The organism is Bacillus sp. AM 13(2015), from assembly GCF_001518755.1.
GTDB lineage: Bacteria > Bacillota > Bacilli > Bacillales > Bacillaceae > Bacillus > Bacillus safensis.
Genome location: NZ_LKCP01000072.1, coordinates 43,040 through 62,716, shown reverse-complemented (window position 1 = coordinate 62,716; position 19,677 = coordinate 43,040). Strand labels below are relative to the sequence as shown.

19 protein-coding genes, 1 pseudogene and 1 riboswitch are annotated in these 19,677 nt (G+C 44.6%); of the genes and pseudogenes, 19 read left to right on the top strand and 1 reads right to left on the bottom strand.

Annotated features, from left to right (window positions below):
- The 18 genes and pseudogenes from AOQ70_RS12480 to ablB all read left to right on the top strand — a co-directional run.
- The coding region (locus AOQ70_RS12480) for a YezD family protein (protein ID WP_442854381.1) at positions 1-188 on the top strand (188 nt) is incomplete at its 5' end.
- 204 nt (positions 189-392) lie between these two features.
- Positions 393-1,184 (top strand): hypothetical protein, encoded by a 792-nt coding sequence (locus tag AOQ70_RS12475; RefSeq protein WP_059376581.1) that lies wholly within the window; start codon positions 393-395, stop codon positions 1,182-1,184.
- 205 nt (positions 1,185-1,389) lie between these two features.
- The gene (locus tag AOQ70_RS12470; RefSeq protein ID WP_024424505.1) at positions 1,390-1,944 is read left to right on the top strand and encodes a DUF2179 domain-containing protein; all 555 of its coding nucleotides are present in this window, start codon (positions 1,390-1,392) and stop codon (positions 1,942-1,944) included.
- Complete coding sequence (locus tag AOQ70_RS12465; protein WP_012009137.1) at positions 1,941-2,141, top strand: NETI motif-containing protein; 201 nt, start codon at positions 1,941-1,943, stop codon at positions 2,139-2,141. The genes AOQ70_RS12470 and AOQ70_RS12465 overlap by 4 nt, the downstream gene beginning before the upstream one ends.
- Before the next feature lie 79 nt (positions 2,142-2,220).
- Positions 2,221-2,322, top strand: a riboswitch (purine riboswitch).
- A 169-nt stretch (positions 2,323-2,491) separates the two neighbouring features.
- On the top strand, positions 2,492-2,980 hold the full coding sequence (gene purE, locus AOQ70_RS12460; protein ID WP_024424506.1) for a 5-(carboxyamino)imidazole ribonucleotide mutase: 489 nt from the start codon (positions 2,492-2,494) through the stop codon (positions 2,978-2,980).
- Positions 2,973-4,115, top strand: coding sequence for a 5-(carboxyamino)imidazole ribonucleotide synthase (purK, locus tag AOQ70_RS12455; protein ID WP_059376579.1), 1,143 nt, complete (start codon positions 2,973-2,975; stop codon positions 4,113-4,115). Before purE ends, purK begins: the two co-directional genes overlap by 8 nt.
- Positions 4,112-5,407 carry an adenylosuccinate lyase gene (gene purB / locus AOQ70_RS12450; protein WP_059376577.1) on the top strand — a complete coding sequence of 432 codons (1,296 nt, stop codon included), beginning with the start codon at positions 4,112-4,114 and terminating at the stop codon, positions 5,405-5,407. Before purK ends, purB begins: the two co-directional genes overlap by 4 nt.
- A gap of 72 nt (positions 5,408-5,479) precedes the next feature.
- Positions 5,480-6,201: pseudogene (gene purC / locus AOQ70_RS12445) on the top strand (phosphoribosylaminoimidazolesuccinocarboxamide synthase).
- A complete protein-coding gene (gene purS / locus AOQ70_RS12440) occupies positions 6,194-6,448 on the top strand; it encodes a phosphoribosylformylglycinamidine synthase subunit PurS (protein WP_003214349.1) in 255 nt (84 codons plus the stop codon). The pseudogene purC and the gene purS overlap by 8 nt, the downstream one beginning before the upstream one ends.
- On the top strand, positions 6,445-7,128 hold the full coding sequence (gene purQ / locus AOQ70_RS12435; protein WP_024424510.1) for a phosphoribosylformylglycinamidine synthase subunit PurQ: 684 nt from the start codon (positions 6,445-6,447) through the stop codon (positions 7,126-7,128). Before purS ends, purQ begins: the two co-directional genes overlap by 4 nt.
- Positions 7,112-9,343 (top strand): phosphoribosylformylglycinamidine synthase subunit PurL, encoded by a 2,232-nt coding sequence (gene purL, locus AOQ70_RS12430; RefSeq protein ID WP_047202804.1) that lies wholly within the window; start codon positions 7,112-7,114, stop codon positions 9,341-9,343. The genes purQ and purL overlap by 17 nt, the downstream gene beginning before the upstream one ends.
- A complete protein-coding gene (gene purF, locus AOQ70_RS12425) occupies positions 9,319-10,749 on the top strand; it encodes an amidophosphoribosyltransferase (protein ID WP_039183010.1) in 1,431 nt (476 codons plus the stop codon). Before purL ends, purF begins: the two co-directional genes overlap by 25 nt.
- 96 nt (positions 10,750-10,845) lie before the next feature.
- A complete protein-coding gene (gene purM / locus AOQ70_RS12420) occupies positions 10,846-11,886 on the top strand; it encodes a phosphoribosylformylglycinamidine cyclo-ligase (protein ID WP_039176942.1) in 1,041 nt (346 codons plus the stop codon).
- A complete protein-coding gene (gene purN, locus AOQ70_RS12415) occupies positions 11,883-12,452 on the top strand; it encodes a phosphoribosylglycinamide formyltransferase (RefSeq protein WP_059376576.1) in 570 nt (189 codons plus the stop codon). The genes purM and purN overlap by 4 nt, the downstream gene beginning before the upstream one ends.
- Positions 12,453-12,467: 15 nt before the next feature.
- On the top strand, positions 12,468-14,006 hold the full coding sequence (gene purH / locus AOQ70_RS12410) for a bifunctional phosphoribosylaminoimidazolecarboxamide formyltransferase/IMP cyclohydrolase (RefSeq protein ID WP_059376573.1): 1,539 nt from the start codon (positions 12,468-12,470) through the stop codon (positions 14,004-14,006).
- Between the two features lie 12 nt (positions 14,007-14,018).
- The gene (purD, locus tag AOQ70_RS12405) at positions 14,019-15,293 is read left to right on the top strand and encodes a phosphoribosylamine--glycine ligase (protein WP_059376571.1); all 1,275 of its coding nucleotides are present in this window, start codon (positions 14,019-14,021) and stop codon (positions 15,291-15,293) included.
- 111 nt (positions 15,294-15,404) lie between these two features.
- Positions 15,405-15,599 (top strand): hypothetical protein, encoded by a 195-nt coding sequence (locus AOQ70_RS12400; protein WP_039176953.1) that lies wholly within the window; start codon positions 15,405-15,407, stop codon positions 15,597-15,599.
- 21 nt (positions 15,600-15,620) lie between these two features.
- Positions 15,621-16,466, top strand: coding sequence for a putative beta-lysine N-acetyltransferase (gene ablB, locus AOQ70_RS12395; RefSeq protein ID WP_059376569.1), 846 nt, complete (start codon positions 15,621-15,623; stop codon positions 16,464-16,466).
- Here ablB and AOQ70_RS12390 read toward each other — a convergent pair.
- Positions 16,461-18,119, bottom strand: coding sequence for a PucR family transcriptional regulator (locus tag AOQ70_RS12390; RefSeq protein WP_059376567.1), 1,659 nt, complete (start codon positions 18,117-18,119; stop codon positions 16,461-16,463). The genes ablB and AOQ70_RS12390 overlap by 6 nt on opposite strands.
- 190 nt (positions 18,120-18,309) lie before the next feature.
- Between AOQ70_RS12390 and AOQ70_RS12385 the strand changes: the two genes are divergently transcribed.
- The gene (locus AOQ70_RS12385; RefSeq protein WP_059376565.1) at positions 18,310-19,674 is read left to right on the top strand and encodes an aspartate aminotransferase family protein; all 1,365 of its coding nucleotides are present in this window, start codon (positions 18,310-18,312) and stop codon (positions 19,672-19,674) included.
- Positions 19,675-19,677: the final 3 nt, after the last annotated feature.

The following is a 19,677-nucleotide window of genomic DNA, read 5'->3' as shown; positions in this document are numbered from 1 at the left end:
GAGCGATGGATGAACAAAAGCTGAATTATATTTTATCTGCCTTAAAAGGGATCGACTATGGATCAGTGGTCATCACCATTCATAATGGACATATTACACAGGTCGATTCGACCAAAAAGACTCGGTTCCCCGCTCATCAGGAGAATATCCGGGTTCAGCAAGGAAAGCGGAGTCACTATCGTTCTTGACGGATTTCAACATGGTAAAAAGCTGATGGAGGCCGTCAGCTTTTTTGTTTTGTCTTATTTAAAACCTCTGCTGCCTTTTATCCGTCTATTCGTATGAACGTCAAGGAATCTTGACTGAATAGAGAGACTCCGCTACTTTAAGAGGAGTCATCCGAACAGTTCATTCACTTGAACCTGTAAGGATTGGATAGGAGTTGATATGAGATGTTAGAGAAAGATCAAGATCAGGGGACATCTGAAAAGAAAAATGAAGAGTCATCAATAGATCAAGAAACAAGGCAATCCCGCCTCAGCCGCAGCGCTGCAAAACGTGGAAGAATCTCAAAATCAGCGGATGATGAGCGTTCAACCATCCAGCGTATGCTGCAAGGTGCAGGAGGCGCGTTTAAGCGTTATGGTTCATATGGACTGGCGATGTTAAAATCACCGAGCAAGGCCATCAATCAAGCGGAAACATTGCGTATGAAGTACGCCTGGATCTCGATTGTGTTATTCAGTGTGTTTTTTGCTTTAGGCAACTATGTTCAATTAAAGGCGTCAAAAACCCGTTTATTAGGCTTTGGCATTCATTATTCTTTTGGTGACGCCTTTTTGAGGGTTGCAGTCTTTACACTCATTGTGTTGACATTGATGATGCTCACTGTCTGGCTGCTCGGAAAATACATGCTAAAAGGAAACATATCACTGAAAGAAGTGATCATGAAGTTTGGTGCTGCGCTTGTGCCGGTGTTGGTTTTATCCATCCTTTGGCTTGTATTTGCCATGCTGAATATTCCATATGTGACCGTCATATTATCCGTGATGATATTTGTCGGCCTTCAGTTGATTGCGGTCGTGCTCTTTCGCTCGATTCAATCGGAGCATGATGCCGAACGTGGAGATTTGATGTATGCGGGCTGGGTCTTTTTATTGGTTGAGCTTGTCATCATTGCGCTGCTCTGGGGCATAGTCGGGGAGTATTTGATTCCATCACTTGTTCCTGTTCGATTCGGATAAAACACACATGAAAACCTCCTTTTTTGAAAAAGGGGGTTTTCATGTTGAGAAGAGAAAAAAACGGGTAAACTCTTGGTAACAAACACCACCCTTGTTGTCGAAAGATATATGTGTTTTGATCGCGTAAATTTGATTGTATCAAGGTATGTTCTCTAGTAGAATATGGGGTGCTTTATTTGATTTTTTAGTGCAGGGGGTTCGAATCGTGCTTCAACAACTTTTATCCAATGCGTTCACCATGGTTTTAATCATTTTAGTGATTAATATTGTCTATGTTTCTTTTTCCACCATGCGTTTAATTTTAACAATGAAAGGCAGACGGTACGCAGCTGCTTTTGCGGGTACGATCGAAATGCTCATTTATGTCATTGGGTTAAGTATCGTTCTAGATAACTTAGATCAAATACAAAATGTCATTGCGTATGCCCTAGGTTATGGAATGGGGATCATTGTCGGGATGAAAATTGAAGAGAAGCTGGCACTTGGCTACACAACTGTTAACGTGATCACAAAAGAATTGGATGTCGATCTCCCAAGACAATTGAGAGAAAAAGGATATGGTGTCACCAGCTGGGTAGCAGGCGGTCTTGAAGGAGACCGGACAGCATTGCAAATTTTAACACCGAGAAAATATGAACTGCAATTATATGAAACGATTAAGACGCTGGATTCAAAGGCGTTTATCATTTCATATGAGCCCAAATCGATTCACGGCGGCTTCTGGGTGAAGGCTGTGAAGAAAAGGAGAATTAAAGAATGACCGCAAAACCAAAGAAGAAAAAATTCTATGTGGAAGACAACATGACGATTGATCAAGTGTTGTCCCAGATGGCAGCGGAAGGCTACTCGCCTGTCAGACGAATGGAGGAGCCAATTTTTCAAGAAAAGAAGGAAAATGGGTCGATTCAGATCATTCCTATTGGGAAAAAAATCGTATTTGAAGGAAAAATAGTCTAAATCCGAACATTAAAACGACGACTTCATAGATTGTTCGATAAATCCGTTGACATCATGAACATCCGTTGTTAAGATAAACATGAAATCAAAACACGAGCCTCATATAATCTTGGGAATATGGCCCATAAGTTTCTACCCAGTTACCGTAAATGACTGGACTATGCAGGATAGTGAACAAAACTGACATGGCAATTCAAAAGCGAACAGCGCTTACCATGGCCCGGTTTGTGTTGCTTCCTAACAATGCAATGCAAATCGGGCCTTTTTGTTCGGCGTTTGACAAGCTGCTTAGGTTTGGGAAGCGTGTCAAACGATACAAAATCGAATATCAGCTTAAAGGTGGGGACAAAATGAAGCCGCTTGTAGGTGTCATCATGGGAAGTACATCTGATTGGGAAACAATGAAAAATGCGTGCGACATCTTAGAGGAATTAAACATTCCGTATGAAAAACAGGTAGTATCCGCACACCGGACACCTGACTTGATGTTTGAATATGCGACTGAAGCAAGAGGTAAAGGACTAAAGGTCATCATTGCCGGTGCTGGAGGCGCAGCACATTTACCGGGGATGGTCGCAGCAAAAACGACACTGCCGGTCATTGGTGTGCCTGTACAATCAAAAGCACTAAACGGGCTGGATTCCTTATTATCCATCGTTCAAATGCCAGGCGGTGTCCCAGTTGCTACAGTAGCAATTGGCAAAGCCGGTGCAACAAATGCAGGCCTTCTTGCCGCACAAATGATTTCAGCATTTGATGAAAAGGTCGCAGCTCGCCTTGAAGAAAGAAGAGAGCAGACAAAACAAACTGTACTAGAAAGCAGTGATCAGCTTGGCTAAGCAGACCATTTTTCCAAACGCAACCATCGGTATCATTGGCGGCGGACAGCTTGGCAGATATATGGCTGTCAGCGCAAAGCAAATGGGGTACCGGGCAGCAGTTCTAGACCCGGTCACACAATCTCCTTGCGGACAGGTTGCCGATACAGAAATCACAGCCGCATATAGTGACCTTGAAGCGATTCGAAAGCTGGCAGAAATCAGCGATGTGGTGACTTATGAGTTTGAAAATATTGATTATGATGCACTGAATCAGCTGAAGGAAGAAGCCTATTTACCACAAGGAAGCGACCTTCTCCTTTTAACTCAAAATCGTGAGACTGAGAAAAAAGGGATTGTAGACGCAGGCTGTGAAGTAGCACCTTACCGCATCATTCATGATGAAAAAGAGCTGGAAGATGCCGTGGACGCGCTCGGTTTGCCAGCCGTGCTGAAAACATGCAGAGGCGGCTACGATGGAAAAGGACAGTACGTCATCAAAGAAAAAGGACAGCTTCCGGAAGCAGCTGCACTTCTCGCACATGGAACATGTATTTTAGAAAGCTGGGTTCCATTCCAAATGGAGCTTTCGGTGATCGTCACTCGTTCTGTTCATGGAGAGATCGCAGTATTCCCAGTCGCTGAGAACATTCATAAGCATAATATTTTGTTCCAAAGCATTGTACCTGCAAGGGTAGAGGACCGCATTCAGGAGAAGGCGAAAGAACTTGCAACAACACTGGCTGAAAAGCTGGGGCTGGTTGGTACTCTTGCTGTAGAACTGTTCCTGACAAATGACGGAAAGCTGCTCGTCAATGAACTGGCACCACGCCCGCATAATTCTGGTCATTATACGCTCGATTTATGTGAGACAAGTCAGTTTGAACAGCACGTCCGTGCTATATGTGGTCTGCCGCTTGGCGGTACAGCCCTTTTATCAGAGGGAATGATGGTGAATTTATTAGGCGATGAAGTGGACATTCCAAAAGAGCATCCTGAGCTTCTCAAAGAAGCGAAGCTTTATCTATATGGAAAGCATGAAGTAAAAGCCGGCCGCAAAATGGGGCATATGACGTTTATGAAAAAGCTCGATGATGAATGGATGACAAACATCACAAAGATATGGACTGAAAGAGATGGAGGAAACGGGAAATGATCGAACGTTACGCACGACCAGAAATGTCAGCAATCTGGACAGAGGAAAACAAATTTAATGCATGGCTTGAAGTAGAAATTCTCGCTTGTGAAGCTTGGGCAGAGCTTGGTGTCATTCCGAAAGAAGACGTTGTGACAATGCGCAAGAATGCAAGCTTTGATATTGGACGTATTCTGGAGATTGAACAAGACACGCGCCACGACGTGGTTGCCTTTACGCGTGCTGTATCTGAATCTCTAGGAGAAGAAAGAAAGTGGGTTCATTACGGATTAACATCGACAGACGTAGTGGATACGGCGCTTTCATATCTATTAAAACAGGCGAATGATATCTTGCTCAAGGACATTGAGAGATTTGTTAACATACTAAAAGAAAAAGCAAAAGAGCACAAATATACCGTCATGATGGGCCGTACACACGGTGTACACGCTGAACCGACAACATTTGGCCTGAAGCTTGGTCTTTGGTACGAAGAAATGAAGCGTAACCTAGAACGTTTTAAACAAGCAAAAGCTGGCATTGAATACGGCAAAATCTCTGGAGCTGTTGGCACATATGCGAACATCGACCCGTTTGTTGAGCAATATGTATGTGAGAAACTTGGCATCAAAGCTGCACCAATTTCAACCCAAACCTTGCAGCGTGACCGCCATGCAGATTATATGGCTACTCTTGCTTTAGTGGCAACGAGCATTGAGAAATTTGCTGTTGAAATCCGTGGTCTTCAAAAGAGTGAAACACGTGAAGTAGAAGAGTTCTTTGCAAAAGGACAAAAAGGATCATCAGCGATGCCTCATAAACGTAACCCAATCGGTTCTGAGAATATGACTGGGATTGCCCGTGTGATCCGAGGATATATGCTGACAGCTTATGAAAATGTACCGCTTTGGCATGAGCGTGATATTTCTCATTCATCTGCTGAGCGCATCATTTTACCAGATGCTACGATTGCACTGAACTATATGCTCAACCGTTTCTCAAACATCGTGAAAAACTTAACGGTTTTCCCTGAGAACATGAAACGCAACATGGACCGCACACTTGGCTTAATTTACTCACAGCGCGTTCTTCTTGCCTTAATCGATACAGGCATGGCACGTGAAGAGGCATATGACACGGTTCAGCCAAAGGCAATGGAAGCGTGGGAGAAGCAAGTGCCGTTCCGTTCATTAGTAGAAGCAGAAGAAAAAATCACGTCACGTTTAACACCTGAACAAATCGCTGACTGCTTCGATTACAACTATCATTTGAAAAATGTCGATATGATTTTCGAACGTCTAGGTCTTGCGTAAGAAATGGGCCGCCTGCTCGCCAGGCGCCCAATCCTGAAAATTGCCAACATTCAAATTAGGAGGCCAACCTGAATGACTGTGAAACAAGAACTTCTCTACGAAGGCAAAGCAAAAAGAATTTATCAGACCGATGACGAGCATATTTTATATGTTGAATATAAAGACTCAGCTACAGCATTTAACGGCGAAAAGAAAGCTGAAATCGAAGGCAAAGGCAGACTGAACAACGAGATTTCAAGCTTAATCTTTCAAATGCTGCATGAAAAAGGGGTCAACAATCACTTTGTAAAACGCCTCTCTGAAACAGAACAGCTCATTCAAAAGGTACAGATTGTTCCGCTTGAAGTCGTTGTACGAAATGTAGTGGCGGGCAGTATGTCAAAACGCTTGGCATTCCAGAGGGAACGAAACTGGACACACCTTTGATTGAGTTTTACTACAAAGATGATGCACTCGGCGATCCGCTCATTACAGAAGATCATATTCGCATTTTACATGCAGCCACACCTGAACAGGTAGAGGAAATGAAACAGATCACAAGACAAGTGAATGAAGAATTAAAGCAAATCTTCTCAGACTGTCATGTGAATTTAATTGATTTCAAGCTTGAATTCGGAATAGATCACGAGAATCGTATTTTGCTAGCTGATGAGATTTCACCTGATACGTGCAGGCTTTGGGACAAAGATACAAACGAAAAGCTTGATAAAGACGTGTTCAGACGAAACCTGGGCGGCTTAACGAATGCATACGAAGAAATTTTCAAAAGACTTGGAGGCCATAAACATGTATAAAGTGAAAATTTTTGTCAGCTTAAAAGAGAGCGTTCTTGATCCACAAGGAAGTGCCGTGCAGCACGCTTTGCACAGCATGTCTTATCAGGAAGTAAAGGATGTCCGTATCGGTAAATACATGGAGCTTGTCATTGAAAAATCAGATCGTGATTTAGACACAGTCGTCAAAGAAATGTGCGAAAAATTACTTGCCAACACGGTGATTGAAGATTACCGCTATGAGGTGGAGGAGGTTGTCGCACAGTGAAGTTTGCAGTGATCGTCTTGCCTGGCTCTAACTGTGATATCGATATGTACCATGCGATTCAAGATGAGCTAGGTGAACAAGTTGAATATGTATGGCACGACGAAACGAGTCTTGACGGATTTGACGGTGTACTCGTACCAGGCGGTTTCTCTTATGGGGATTACTTAAGATGTGGTGCGATCGCCCGCTTCTCAAACATCATGCCGGCGGTGAAAAAAGCAGCTGAGGAAGGAAAACCTGTTCTTGGTGTTTGCAACGGGTTCCAAATTCTTCAGGAGCTAGGCATTCTTCCGGGTGCGATGAGACGAAATAAAGACTTGAAGTTTATCTGCCGACCAGTTGAACTCATTGTAGAAAACAACGAAACACAATTTACAAGCGGTTATCAAAAAGGCGAATCCATTACGATTCCTGTAGCGCACGGTGAAGGCAACTTCTACTGTGATGAAGACACTCTAGCGAAGCTCATTGAACGTGGCCAAATCGCTTTCACTTACGGAGACGATATTAACGGCAGTGTGAATAGAATTGCAGGTGTAACGAATGAAGAGGGCAATGTACTCGGCATGATGCCGCACCCTGAGCGCGCGGTTGATTCATTACTAGGCAGCGCAGACGGACTTAAATTGTTTCAATCTATCGTGAAAAATTGGAGGGACACTCATGTCACTACTGCTTGAACCAAGTCACAAGCAAATTAAAGAAGAGAAATTGTATCAGCAAATGGGATTGAGTGATGAAGAATTCGCTTTAATCGAATCCATTATTGGCAGGCTGCCAAACTACACAGAAACGGGTATTTTTTCTGTCATGTGGTCAGAGCATTGCAGTTATAAAAACTCAAAGCCTGTTTTAAGCAAATTCCCGACAAAAGGAGAACATGTCCTTCAAGGTCCTGGGGAAGGCGCTGGAATCGTTGATATTGGAGACAACCAAGCGGTTGTATTTAAAATCGAATCACATAACCATCCATCTGCGATTGAACCGTATCAAGGAGCGGCGACAGGTGTCGGCGGAATTATCCGTGATGTATTCTCCATGGGTGCACGTCCGATTGCTGTATTAAACTCTCTTCGTTTTGGTGAACTGACTTCACCGCGCGTGAAGTACTTGTTTGAAGAAGTAGTGGCAGGGATCGCAGGCTATGGAAACTGTATCGGAATTCCAACAGTCGGCGGAGAGGTTCATTTCGATCAAAGCTATGAAGGCAATCCGCTCGTGAATGCAATGTGTGTTGGACTAATCAACCATGAGGACATTAAAAAAGGGCAGGCCAAAGGTGTTGGCAACACGGTCATGTACGTTGGTGCCAAAACGGGACGTGACGGAATTCACGGTGCAACATTTGCGTCTGAGGAATTTTCTGATGAATCAGAAGAAAAACGCTCAGCTGTTCAAGTCGGTGATCCGTTCATGGAAAAACTGCTGCTTGAAGCGTGCCTTGAAGTCATCAAAAACGATGCACTCGTTGGGATTCAGGATATGGGAGCGGCTGGCTTAACAAGCTCAAGTGCGGAAATGGCGAGTAAAGCAGGTTCTGGTATCGAGATGAATCTAGATCTCATCCCGCAGCGTGAAACAGGCATGTCAGCATACGAAATGATGCTTTCTGAATCTCAAGAGAGAATGCTTTTGGTCATTGAAAAAGGCCGTGAACAAGAGATCATTGATATTTTTGAAAAATACGATCTTGAAGCGGTATCAGTCGGTCATGTGACAGACGATAAAATGCTTCGTTTACTTCACCAAGGTGAAGTGGTATGTGAGCTTCCTGTTGACGCGCTTGCAGAAGAAGCGCCGGTTTATCACAAGCCGTCAAGTGAGCCTGCCTACTATCGTGAGTTTTTAGAAACAAAAGTTGAAGCACCTGCTATCACAGATGCAGCCGACACGTTAAAGCAGCTTCTCCAGCAGCCAACAATTGCAAGTAAAGAATGGGTTTATGATCAATATGACTACATGGTTCGGACAAATACAGTCGTTGCACCAGGCTCTGATGCGGGCGTTTTAAGAATCCGTGGAACGAAAAAAGCCCTTGCGATGACAACCGATTGTAACGCACGTTATCTGTACCTTGATCCAGAGGTCGGCGGGAAAATCGCAGTCGCAGAAGCAGCACGTAACATTGTGTGCTCAGGCGCTCGTCCGCTTGCAGTAACAGATAACTTAAACTTCGGTAACCCAGAGAAACCAGAAATTTTCTGGCAAATTGAAAAATCTGCTGACGGTATTAGCGAAGCTTGCCGCAAGCTAAGCACACCAGTTATCGGTGGTAACGTCTCTTTATATAACGAATCAAATGGAACAGCCATTTACCCAACACCAGTCATTGGGATGGTTGGTTTGGTCGAAGATACAGCTCATATTACGACGCAGTCATTCCAGCAGGCTGGCGATGTGATTTTCGTGATTGGTGAGACGAAGGAAGAATTCGCAGGCAGTGAGCTTCAGAAGATGACAGAAGGCCGTATTTACGGAAAAGCACCAGAAATTGATTTGGATGTAGAGCTCACGCGTCAGGAAGCCCTTCTTGCTGCGATTCAAAACGGACTTGTTCAATCAGCACACGATGTGTCTGAAGGCGGTCTTGGTGTCGCACTTGCTGAAAGTACATTTGGAACAGACGGTCTTGGCGCTCAAATCCAATTGGGTTTAAACAGCGAAGCTTCATTATTCAGTGAAACGCAGTCACGTTTTGTTGTCACAGTGAAACCAGAGCACCGCGAAGCATTTGCTGCGGCTGTCAAAGATGCGAAAGAAGTTGGAACGGTCACAAATGATGGTGTATTCACCGTCAAAAATCAAGAAGGACAACAATGGATTCATGCAGCGGTCAACGAACTTGAACGCGCATGGAAAGGAGCGATCCCATGCTTGCTGAAATCAGAGGCTTAAACGAAGAGTGTGGCGTCTTTGGGGTTTGGGGACACGAAGAAGCCCCGCAAATCACATATTACGGATTGCATAGTCTTCAGCACCGAGGACAAGAAGGTGCGGGAATCATTGCAACAGATGGTGAAAACCTGACGGCACATAAAGGCCTTGGACTGATTACGGAAGTCTTTCAAAACGGTGAGCTAAAGGATTTGAAAGGAAAAGGTGCAATCGGACATGTCCGGTATGCGACAGCAGGCGGAGGCGGCTTTGAAAATGTGCAGCCCCTTTTCTTCCGCTCGCAAAACAACGGCAGTCTTGCCCTTGCTCATAATGGGAACTTAGTGAATGCAACGCAATTAAAGCAGCAACTAGAGAACCAGGGGAGTATATTTCAGACATCTTCTGACACTGAAGTGCTCGCTCATTTAATTAAGCGCAGCGGCTATATTGAATTGAAAGAGCAGATCAAAAATGCCCTGTCCATGCTTAAAGGAGCATATGCTTTCTTAATTATGACGGAAACTGAAATGATTGTGGCACTTGATCCGAACGGCTTACGTCCGCTTTCACTTGGTATGCTTGGGGACGCTTATGTCGTTGCTTCTGAAACATGTGCATTTGACGTTGTCGGCGCCACGTATTTACGAGATGTGGAGCCTGGCGAAATGCTGATCATTAATGATGAAGGCCTCAAATCTGAGCGCTTCTCCATGAATATTAACCGCAGCATGTGCAGCATGGAATACATTTATTTCTCAAGACCTGACAGCAATATCAATGGCATCAACGTGCATAGTGCGAGAAAGAACCTTGGCAAAAAGCTTGCTGAGGAAGCACATGTCGAAGCAGATGTTGTGACAGGTGTACCAGATTCGAGTATTTCTGCAGCGATTGGATATGCCGAAGCAACAGGTATTCCATATGAGCTCGGTTTAATTAAAAACCGTTATGTCGGCAGAACCTTTATCCAGCCGTCTCAAGCACTGCGTGAGCAGGGCGTGCGCATGAAGCTGTCTGCTGTGCGCGGGGTCGTCGAAGGAAAGCGTGTCGTGATGGTGGATGATTCCATCGTACGCGGAACAACAAGCCGCCGCATTGTGACGATGCTAAGAGAAGCGGGTGCGACGGAAGTCCATGTCCGCATTAGTTCACCGCCAATTGCACATCCGTGTTTTTATGGAATTGATACGTCCACACATGAAGAGCTGATTGCTTCTTCTCATTCAGTGGAAGAAATTAGACAGGAAATCGGTGCAGACTCCATTGCATTTTTATCTGTAGACGGTTTAATGGACGGGATTGGCAGAAAGTATGATGATCCGCAGCGCGGTCAATGCTTAGCATGCTTTACTGGGAAATACCCGACGGAAATTTATGAAGATACTGTTCTTCCGCATGTGAAGGAAACAGCACTGACGAAATAATCGAATAAAGGAGCAGCAGTCAAGATGATTTGATATGCTGCTCTTTCATTCTGCTGGAAATAAATGAAAGAGAAGCAGCTAAAAGGAGTGAATGGGATGTCAGAAGCATATAAAAACGCCGGTGTCGACATCGAAGCAGGATACGAAGCCGTCAAACGAATGAAAACACACGTAGAACGTACAAAAAGAGCAGGCGTCATGGGTGCTCTAGGTGGATTTGGCGGTATGTTTGATTTATCTGAGCTGCCATATAAAAAGCCCGTTCTTGTTTCAGGAACAGATGGTGTCGGAACGAAATTAAAGCTTGCCTTTTTAATGGATCAACACGATACGATCGGTGTCGATGCCGTGGCAATGTGTGTCAACGATGTGCTTGCACAAGGGGCAGAACCGCTCTTTTTCTTAGATTACTTAGCAGTCGGAAAAGCAGATCCTTTGAAAATTGAATCCATTGTCAAAGGTGTGGCTGACGGCTGTGAGCAGTCTGGTTCAGCGCTTGTCGGCGGAGAAACAGCAGAAATGCCGGGTCTTTATACAGAAGATGAATATGATATTGCTGGTTTTTCAGTAGGTGTCGTTGAAAAGGATGAAATCGTGACAGGAGAAAGCATCAAAGAGGGGCACTTGCTGATTGGACTCAGCTCAAGCGGAATTCATAGCAATGGGTACTCTCTCGTTCGTAAAGTATTGCTTGAAGACGCTGGTCTTGACCTTCATCAAACGTATGAACCTTTTACAAGACCTCTTGGAGAAGAGCTTCTTGAACCGACCAAAATTTATGTGAAGCCTGTTCTTAAACAAGTGAAAGCCGGTAAGGTTGACGGTATGGCACATGTGACAGGCGGCGGCTTTATTGAAAATTTACCACGTATGCTGCCTGAAGGGCTTGGCGTTGAGATTGATAACGGCTCATGGCCAGTACCGCCAATTTTCTCCTTTATTCAAGAAAAAGGACAGTTAAAGGCTGAAGAAATGTTCAATGTGTTTAATATGGGCATTGGTTTTGTCTTAGCCGTAAAAGAAGATGACCTTGTCGAAGTGATCAGAGGACTTGAAGAAGACGGAGAGAAAGCTTTTCTCATCGGCCGTGTTCAAAAAGGAGAAGGTGTCACATTCGGCGGTGGAAGCCTCTCATGAAGAAGTTTGCGATCTTCGCCTCTGGAAGCGGGACGAATTTTCAAGCCATTATGGATACATTAAAAAAGGAACAGTGGCAGGCAGAGGCCGCCATTGTGATTTGTGATAAACCGGGGGCAAAGGTGCTGGAGCGTGCTGAGAAAGAGGGCATTCCCTCCTTTGCATTTACCCCGAAGGCTTTTCCGAATAAAGCCGCTTTTGAACAAACGATCATTGAACAGCTTAGGCTGCATGAAGTGGAATGGGTTTTCCTTGCTGGGTATATGAGACTGATTGGTCCGACATTACTTGAAGCATTCAGAGGGAAAATTGTTAATATCCATCCGTCCTTGCTGCCAGCCTTCCCAGGGCTTGATGCTATTGGCCAAGCCTATCAAGCAGGCGTCAAAGTGGCAGGCATCACTGTCCATTTTGTCGATGAAGGCATGGATACAGGTCCAATCATTGACCAAGCGTCGATTTACATCGAACAAGGGGAAGAGCTTGAATCGATTGAAAAAAGAATGCATGAACTAGAACACACACTATATCCAAAAGTGATCAAATCACTTTTAGAATTATCTTAATGAGGTGACGAAGGCATGACGATCAAACGCGCATTAATCAGTGTTTCCGATAAAACGAATCTTGTACCTTTTGTGAAAGAATTAACAGAACTTGGTGTTGAAGTGATTTCAACTGGAGGTACACACAAGCTTCTTCAAGAGAACGGCATTGATGTCATTGGAATTTCAGAAGTCACTGGATTCCCTGAAATCATGGACGGACGACTCAAAACACTTCACCCGAACATTCATGGCGGACTTTTAGCAGTGAGAGAAAACGATGAGCATATGGCACAGATTGAAAAGCATGGCATTCAGCCGATTGATCTAGTTGTCGTGAATCTCTATCCATTCAAAGAGACGATCTCAAAAGAAGATGTAACATATGAAGAAGCGATTGAAAACATTGATATTGGCGGACCGGGAATGCTTCGTGCAGCATCAAAAAACCACCAAGACGTCACAGTGATTGTCGATCCTCGTGATTATGATACAGTCATTCAGCAAATCAAAGAAGGCGGCGTGTCACTAGAGAAAAAGCGTGAGCTTGCTGCAAAGGTATTCCGCCATACGGCTGCTTACGATGCTCTGATTTCAGATTACTTAACAAACTTTGTCGGCGAAACAGAGCCAGAACAGTTCACTGTCACGTTTGAGAAAAAACAATCCCTTCGTTATGGAGAAAACCCGCACCAAGCCGCGACTTTCTATGAAAATGCTCTTCCAGCGAAAGGTTCGTTGGCTACTGCCAAGCAATTACATGGAAAAGAGCTTTCCTATAACAATATTAAAGATGCAGATGCAGCTCTCCAAATTGTACGAGAATTCACGGAGCCGGCCGCTGTTGCTGTGAAGCATATGAACCCGTGCGGCGTTGGTACAGGAGAAACGATTGCAGAAGCATTTGACCGAGCGTTCAAGGCAGACGAAACTTCTATTTTTGGCGGCATTGTGGCTCTTAACCGTGAAGTAGACAAACAAACGGCTGACGTGCTGCATACAATTTTCTTGGAAATTGTCATCGCTCCTTCGTTCAGCCAAGAAGCACTTGACGTGTTAACGTCGAAAAAGAATCTTCGTCTATTAACATTAGATGTAGAAGCGGATCTTGGGAAAAAAGAAAAGCAGCTGACAAGTGTCCATGGCGGATTACTTGTTCAGGATATTGATACGTACGGTTTAGAGGAAGCAACGATCTCTATTCCAACGAAAAGAGAACCAACAGAAGACGAATGGAAAGACTTAAAACTTGCTTGGAAAGTGGTCAAGCATGTGAAATCAAATGCCATTGTTCTTGCGAAAGATCAAATGACAGCAGGGATCGGCGCTGGACAAATGAACCGTGTCGGCTCAGCGAACATTGCGATTGAGCAAGCAGGTGAAAAGGCAAAAGGAAGCGCACTAGGCTCTGATGCGTTCTTCCCAATGGGCGATACAGTGGAAGCTGCTGCAAAGGCAGGCGTCACAGCGATCATTCAGCCAGGCGGATCTATTCGTGATGAAGAATCGATTCAAAAGGCAGATGAATACGGCATCGCCATGGTCTTCACTGGCGTTAGACATTTCAAACATTAAGGGGATGACAGAGTGAACGTACTAATTATCGGCAGAGGCGGAAGAGAGCATACCATCGCATGGAAAGTGAATCAAAGTGAACTTGTCAGCCAAGTATTTGTCGCACCCGGCAATGATGGAATGACAGATGCTGCGAAGCTTGTACCAATCGACGAAGGCGATCATGAGGCATTAATTCGTTTTGCAAAAGAAAACGAAATCGGCTTAACCATTGTCGGTCCAGAGGTTCCTTTAATCGCAGGTGTCGTTGATGCATTTGAAGAAGCAGGTCTAAAAGTATTTGGACCGAATGCAAAAGCTGCGGTCATTGAAGGCTCAAAGGAATTTGCAAAAGACTTAATGAAAAATTATGATATCCCAACAGCCGCTTATGCTACCTTCACATCGTTTGAAGAAGCGAAGGCATATGTGGAAGAAAAGGGTGCGCCGATTGTCATTAAAGCAGACGGGCTCGCCGCAGGAAAAGGCGTCACAGTGGCTATGACGCTTGAAGAGGCGGTCGATTGTCTGCATGATTTCTTAGAGGATGAAAAGTTTGGCGATGCCAGTGCATCTGTCGTCATCGAAGAATTTTTAACAGGCGAAGAATTTTCACTCATGGCCTTTGTCAACGGAGAAAAGGTGTACCCGATGGTGATTGCGCAGGATCACAAGCGGGCCTTTGAAGATGACAAAGGGCCGAATACAGGCGGAATGGGCGCTTATTCACCAGTTCCGCAAATTTCAGATGAAGTGGTTCAGAAAGCGGTGGAGGACGTCGTCAAACCGGCAGCTCGCGCAATGGTGCAGGAAGGGCGTCCATTTACAGGCATTTTATATGCAGGCTTAATGCTGACACCAGAAGGCTCAAAGGTGATTGAATTCAATGCACGCTTTGGCGACCCTGAAACGCAAGTGGTTCTCCCTCGTCTACAATCAGATCTAGTTCAAGTATTTCTCGATATTCTTGATGGAAAAGATGTGGACTTACAGTGGAAAGACACTGCGGCTGTCAGTGTGGTTCTTGCATCAGAAGGATACCCAGAAGACTATGCAAAAGGCACACCAATCGGTACCTTGCAAACGACTGTCTCTGATGTCGTGACCTTCCACGCAGGAACAAAAAAAGAAAACAATCAATTCGTCACGAATGGCGGCCGTGTAGCGAATGTAACCGCATTTGACGACACATTTGAAGCGGCAAGATCAAGAGTGTATGAAGCGGTTAAAGAAATCATACAGCCAGGTCTATTTTATCGCCGTGACATTGGTGCCCGTGCGCTGAAGGCTGCGGGGAAAAACGTTTAATCAAAACACCTTTCTATCTGACGAGATGGAAAGGTGTTTTTTGTTCATGAGAAGGGATGATGCTCGAATATGAAGAAGTAATATGGGATGACGAATTTATGAGGAGGCAGCATGGTCATTCAAGGAATCATTCTATTTGCCATCGTTCTACTTATTTTATTTATACTGTTCTCAAATCTCATCATGTATGAAGCGAGAAAGCAAAACAAAGCCAAAAAAGGCTCAGCCATTAGGTATATGATCATGTCGATTTTTTCTGGTATCGTCATTGTTTCATGTTCCATTTGGATTTTTTTTATTAGCTGATTTATAAGAGAGGATGAGTATATGGTGCAATTGAAGGAACTTGCGAACGAGCGTTTTTCTGCCTCGATCTGTATTGATTCATTTAATGAGCGAATCCGTTTGGATGACTACAGCGGCAGGGTGCGGGATGTGATTCAGTCGGTTCTTCAGGAAGCGGCGGACTGTAAGGCTTCTAAGGTCATTGTGAAAGTCAGGCGTGAGCATATGCCTCTTTTTTTAGAAAAAGGCTTTCGGCTTGAAGGTGTGTTTTCTCATTATTTTCTTGGAAGTGATGCGTACGGCATGTCGCTCTTTCTGACGGAGAGTCGAATGAACAGCCCGTATTGGCTGAAGGAAGATGAAATTGTTGCGTCTATTCAAGAAAAGCCTCTCAAAAAAGATCAAGGCACGTGGCAGGATGAGTATGTGATGAGGAAAGCGGATACGCAGGATATTCACAAGTTGGCAAAGCTCTATGATACCGTCTTTGAAACGTATCCTACGCCAATGAATGAGCCAGATTACATCCAAAAGGTGATGGAGGAAGGGACGGTTTTTTATGCCGTTGAACATGACGGGCACATTGTGAGTGCAGCATCTGCTGAAATCAATGCGCCTTATGGTCATGCGGAATTAACAGATTGTGCGACCCTTCCGGCATACAGAAAGCTAGGATTCATGCACCAGTTGATTCTAGCACTCGAAAAGGAACTTCAATCCATGCACATTTATGTCTTTTATTCTCTTGCACGTGCACTATCCTATGGAATGAATCAAGTGTTTTATCAGCTCGGCTATACATATACCGGCCGATTCCAAAACAACTGCTATATTTTTGACAAAATTGAAGATATGAATCTATGGGTCAAAACGCCGAATGAATTATGAAATGGTTCTCATCTGATCAAGCAGACCAGATAGGCGGTACGCCATGATACTGAGCTGCAGCTTCATCCGATCATCCGTGGATTTGAGGCTGCAGCCTGTTCTCGTTTCAATTTGTTTCAGCCGGTAGCTTAATGTATGTCTGTGAATAAACAATTCTCCCGCAGATTTTTGAATATTTTCATTGTGGGCCAAATACACTTCGAGTGTATGGATCAGGTCTGCTCCCTGTTTTTTCGTATAAAGCAAAGGACTTAACAGCTCCACGTAAAAGTCATGCAAATTCATCCCCGCTTCATTCATTTCAAGAAGCATCCCGTATAAGCCAAGCTTCTGATAATGAATGATGCATTCGTCTGTCTTTAAAAGCGGAAGAAGCCTTGCTGCATACTGCGCTTCCTTCGCGCTTTTTGCAAAGAGACCGATCTGGTCATAGGCTCTCCCAATGCCAATCACGATCGGATGGACGGGAAAAAAATAAGACCAAGTGCTCCGGCACTCTTCTGCTGCGCGATACCACTCCGCTTCTTGAAACGCTTTTTTTTCTGCGGGGGTAAGAACAAAAATGGAATCGAGCCTTGTCTTAAGTAAAAAAGGAATATGTCTGCGTTCAAATATCGACGTGAGCAATTGAGATAGGCGCTGCATCATTTGGTGATCGAGCTGTGTGTGCTGATGCTGAAATTGAAAGTAGATGACCACCTGCTCATCGCTCATATCATATTGCAGCTTAGTTGCTTGTTCGATGACATAGCTTTCTTCTGTATATTGCTGCTGCAAAATATCATCTAACAAATGACCTTGCATTTGGTTTTCTGTATCTTGAATGGCTTTTTGCTTCAGCCATTCAATCGCATACACGGCTCCGGCATGCTCGATGGCGATTGCGTCGAGATGGTGCCACGTTTCTTTTTTCTTTAAAGCCACAATAAACCCAAAAATATCGCCCATTGCAATGACGGGGCACGCAGCCAGCACAAACGCACCGCACGTGTCATAGACGAGCCGCCCTTTCTCCTCAGCCTGCTTGAGAAGAGGTGTCGTTTCAATTGGTTCGTGATCTGTTTGAAAGCCAAATGCAGGAGAATACGTTACTTCGTCTGTTTCGAGGTGAGCTGCTGTTTGATGTAAAAAAACATCAAGCACAACGATGTTTGCCGAAGTGAGATGTGCCAGCTCATCTGTAATTTGTGTGACATTTTTATTGCTGACATTTAAATGAGTCAGTCTTTGGTGAATGGCTGAAGAATATTTAAGCTGATGAAGCTGGCTGCTGACGATTTGCTCTAGGACGGCTTTTGTAATGTCTGAGAAGTTGACATGTGAAGGAATCTCGATGAGTGGAATGTCGCTGTTTTTGGCAGCTTCGATCAGTGATGCAGGAATTTCCGTTAAGTACACGCCTTTATAAATGGCAATGGCGGATAGACGATCAGATTGAATCAGTTCTTCAAGCCGGGCGCGCCTTTCCCTATTGTCTGCAAGCCCAAAGCCGGTTGTAACAAGCAGCTCTCCTTCTGAAAGCCTTGAAGTATCTTCGATAATTTCCACGATGGTCACCCACTGAATGAGGCGATCCAGTCCATTTTCTCCAGCAAGCAGCTTTGTTTCCTTCATGATATCGAGCGAGAGTGCATCTTTGACGAGAATCGCCATAGACTCATGACCTCCTTTTGAACACTCTTATACACGATGTATAAAAAATGCGTGTGAAATTCGGGCATATGGCGAATGGAGGATGACTGCCCTCTTGATTAAGCTAATCTTATAACAAGTATACAAAATTTTCTTGCGATTCATGAAAAAAGAAAGATGCAGCTGCTGACGAGAGAGGGAGGAATGACAAGTGGAGACCCGGGATTACTTAATCAAACCAATGTTGAATCAGCATTATCCTGTGGCTGTGAAAGGAGAGGGGATTTATTTATATGATCGGGACGGGAAAAAATATTTAGACGGCTCATCTGGTGCTGTCACGGCAAGTATTGGACATGGCATACGAGACATCATTGATGCCATGACAGAGCAAGCGGAAAAGGTGAGCTTTACGTACAGATCACAATTCACAAATGAACCAGCAGAAGAACTTGCCTATGAATTGAGTACGCTCTGCCCAGGGAACCTGAACTGGTCTTTTTTTGTCGGAAGCGGATCAGAGGCAACAGAGACCGCCATGAAAATTGCCATTCAGCATTGGCAGGAGCAGGGGAAGGCTGAGAAGAATCACATCATCTCAAGATGGATGAGTTATCACGGCATCACACTTGGTGCGCTGTCGATGTCAGGACATATTGCAAGGAGAGAGCGCTTTGAACCACTGCTCGAAAAGCATCCGGTGCTGTCTCCGCCATATAGCTACCGTTCATGGCTGCCAAAGGAAGATAGCAAGCAGGTCGAATGGTATGTCCAGGAATTTAAAACCGTCATTCAGCGTATAGGAAAAGAGAGGATTGCGGCTTTTATTGCAGAGCCGATTGTTGGAGCAGCGGGCGCGGCACTTGTACCGCCAGATGGATATTTTGAGGCGATGAAGCGAGTTTGTGAGGAAAACGATATTTTAATGATTGCAGATGAAGTCATGACAGGCTTTGGACGAACTGGGAAAATGTTTGCCATGGAACATTGGGGCGTCGTACCAGATATTATGGTACTCGGAAAAGGCATGAGTGCCGGCTATTCACCGATTGCGGCAGCTGTCTCAGCGGATCATGTGATTGCACCGATTCTCAGCGGTTCGGGCTCTGTGATGGCAGGCCACACATATAGCGGCAATCCGCTTTCAGCAGCCGTCTCACTGGCTGTCATTCGATATATGAAAAAACACCAGCTTTCAGAACGGGCTGATTTGTCTGGCCGATATTTAATGAATGCTTTAAAGGATTTGCAATCAAAACATTCCATTATAGGAGATGTGAGAGGAAAGGGACTGCTCATTGGCATTGAGTTTGTCGCAGACCGATTATCGAAAACACCATTTCCTGCCCATGCTCAAATGACACATTTAGTTGTGGAGACGGCCAAACAGAATGGTTTGCTTGTTTACCCAGCAAGCGCTGGAGAGGATGGCGTAGGAGGTGCAGCAATCATGATCGCACCGCCGCTTTCCATCGCGCAGCAGGAGATGGATGAACTCATTCATTTATTCGGGCAGACAATGACGCAAGTTGAACAAGAAGTCATCAATCGAGGGTTTTTCCCATCTGCGATGTAGGGA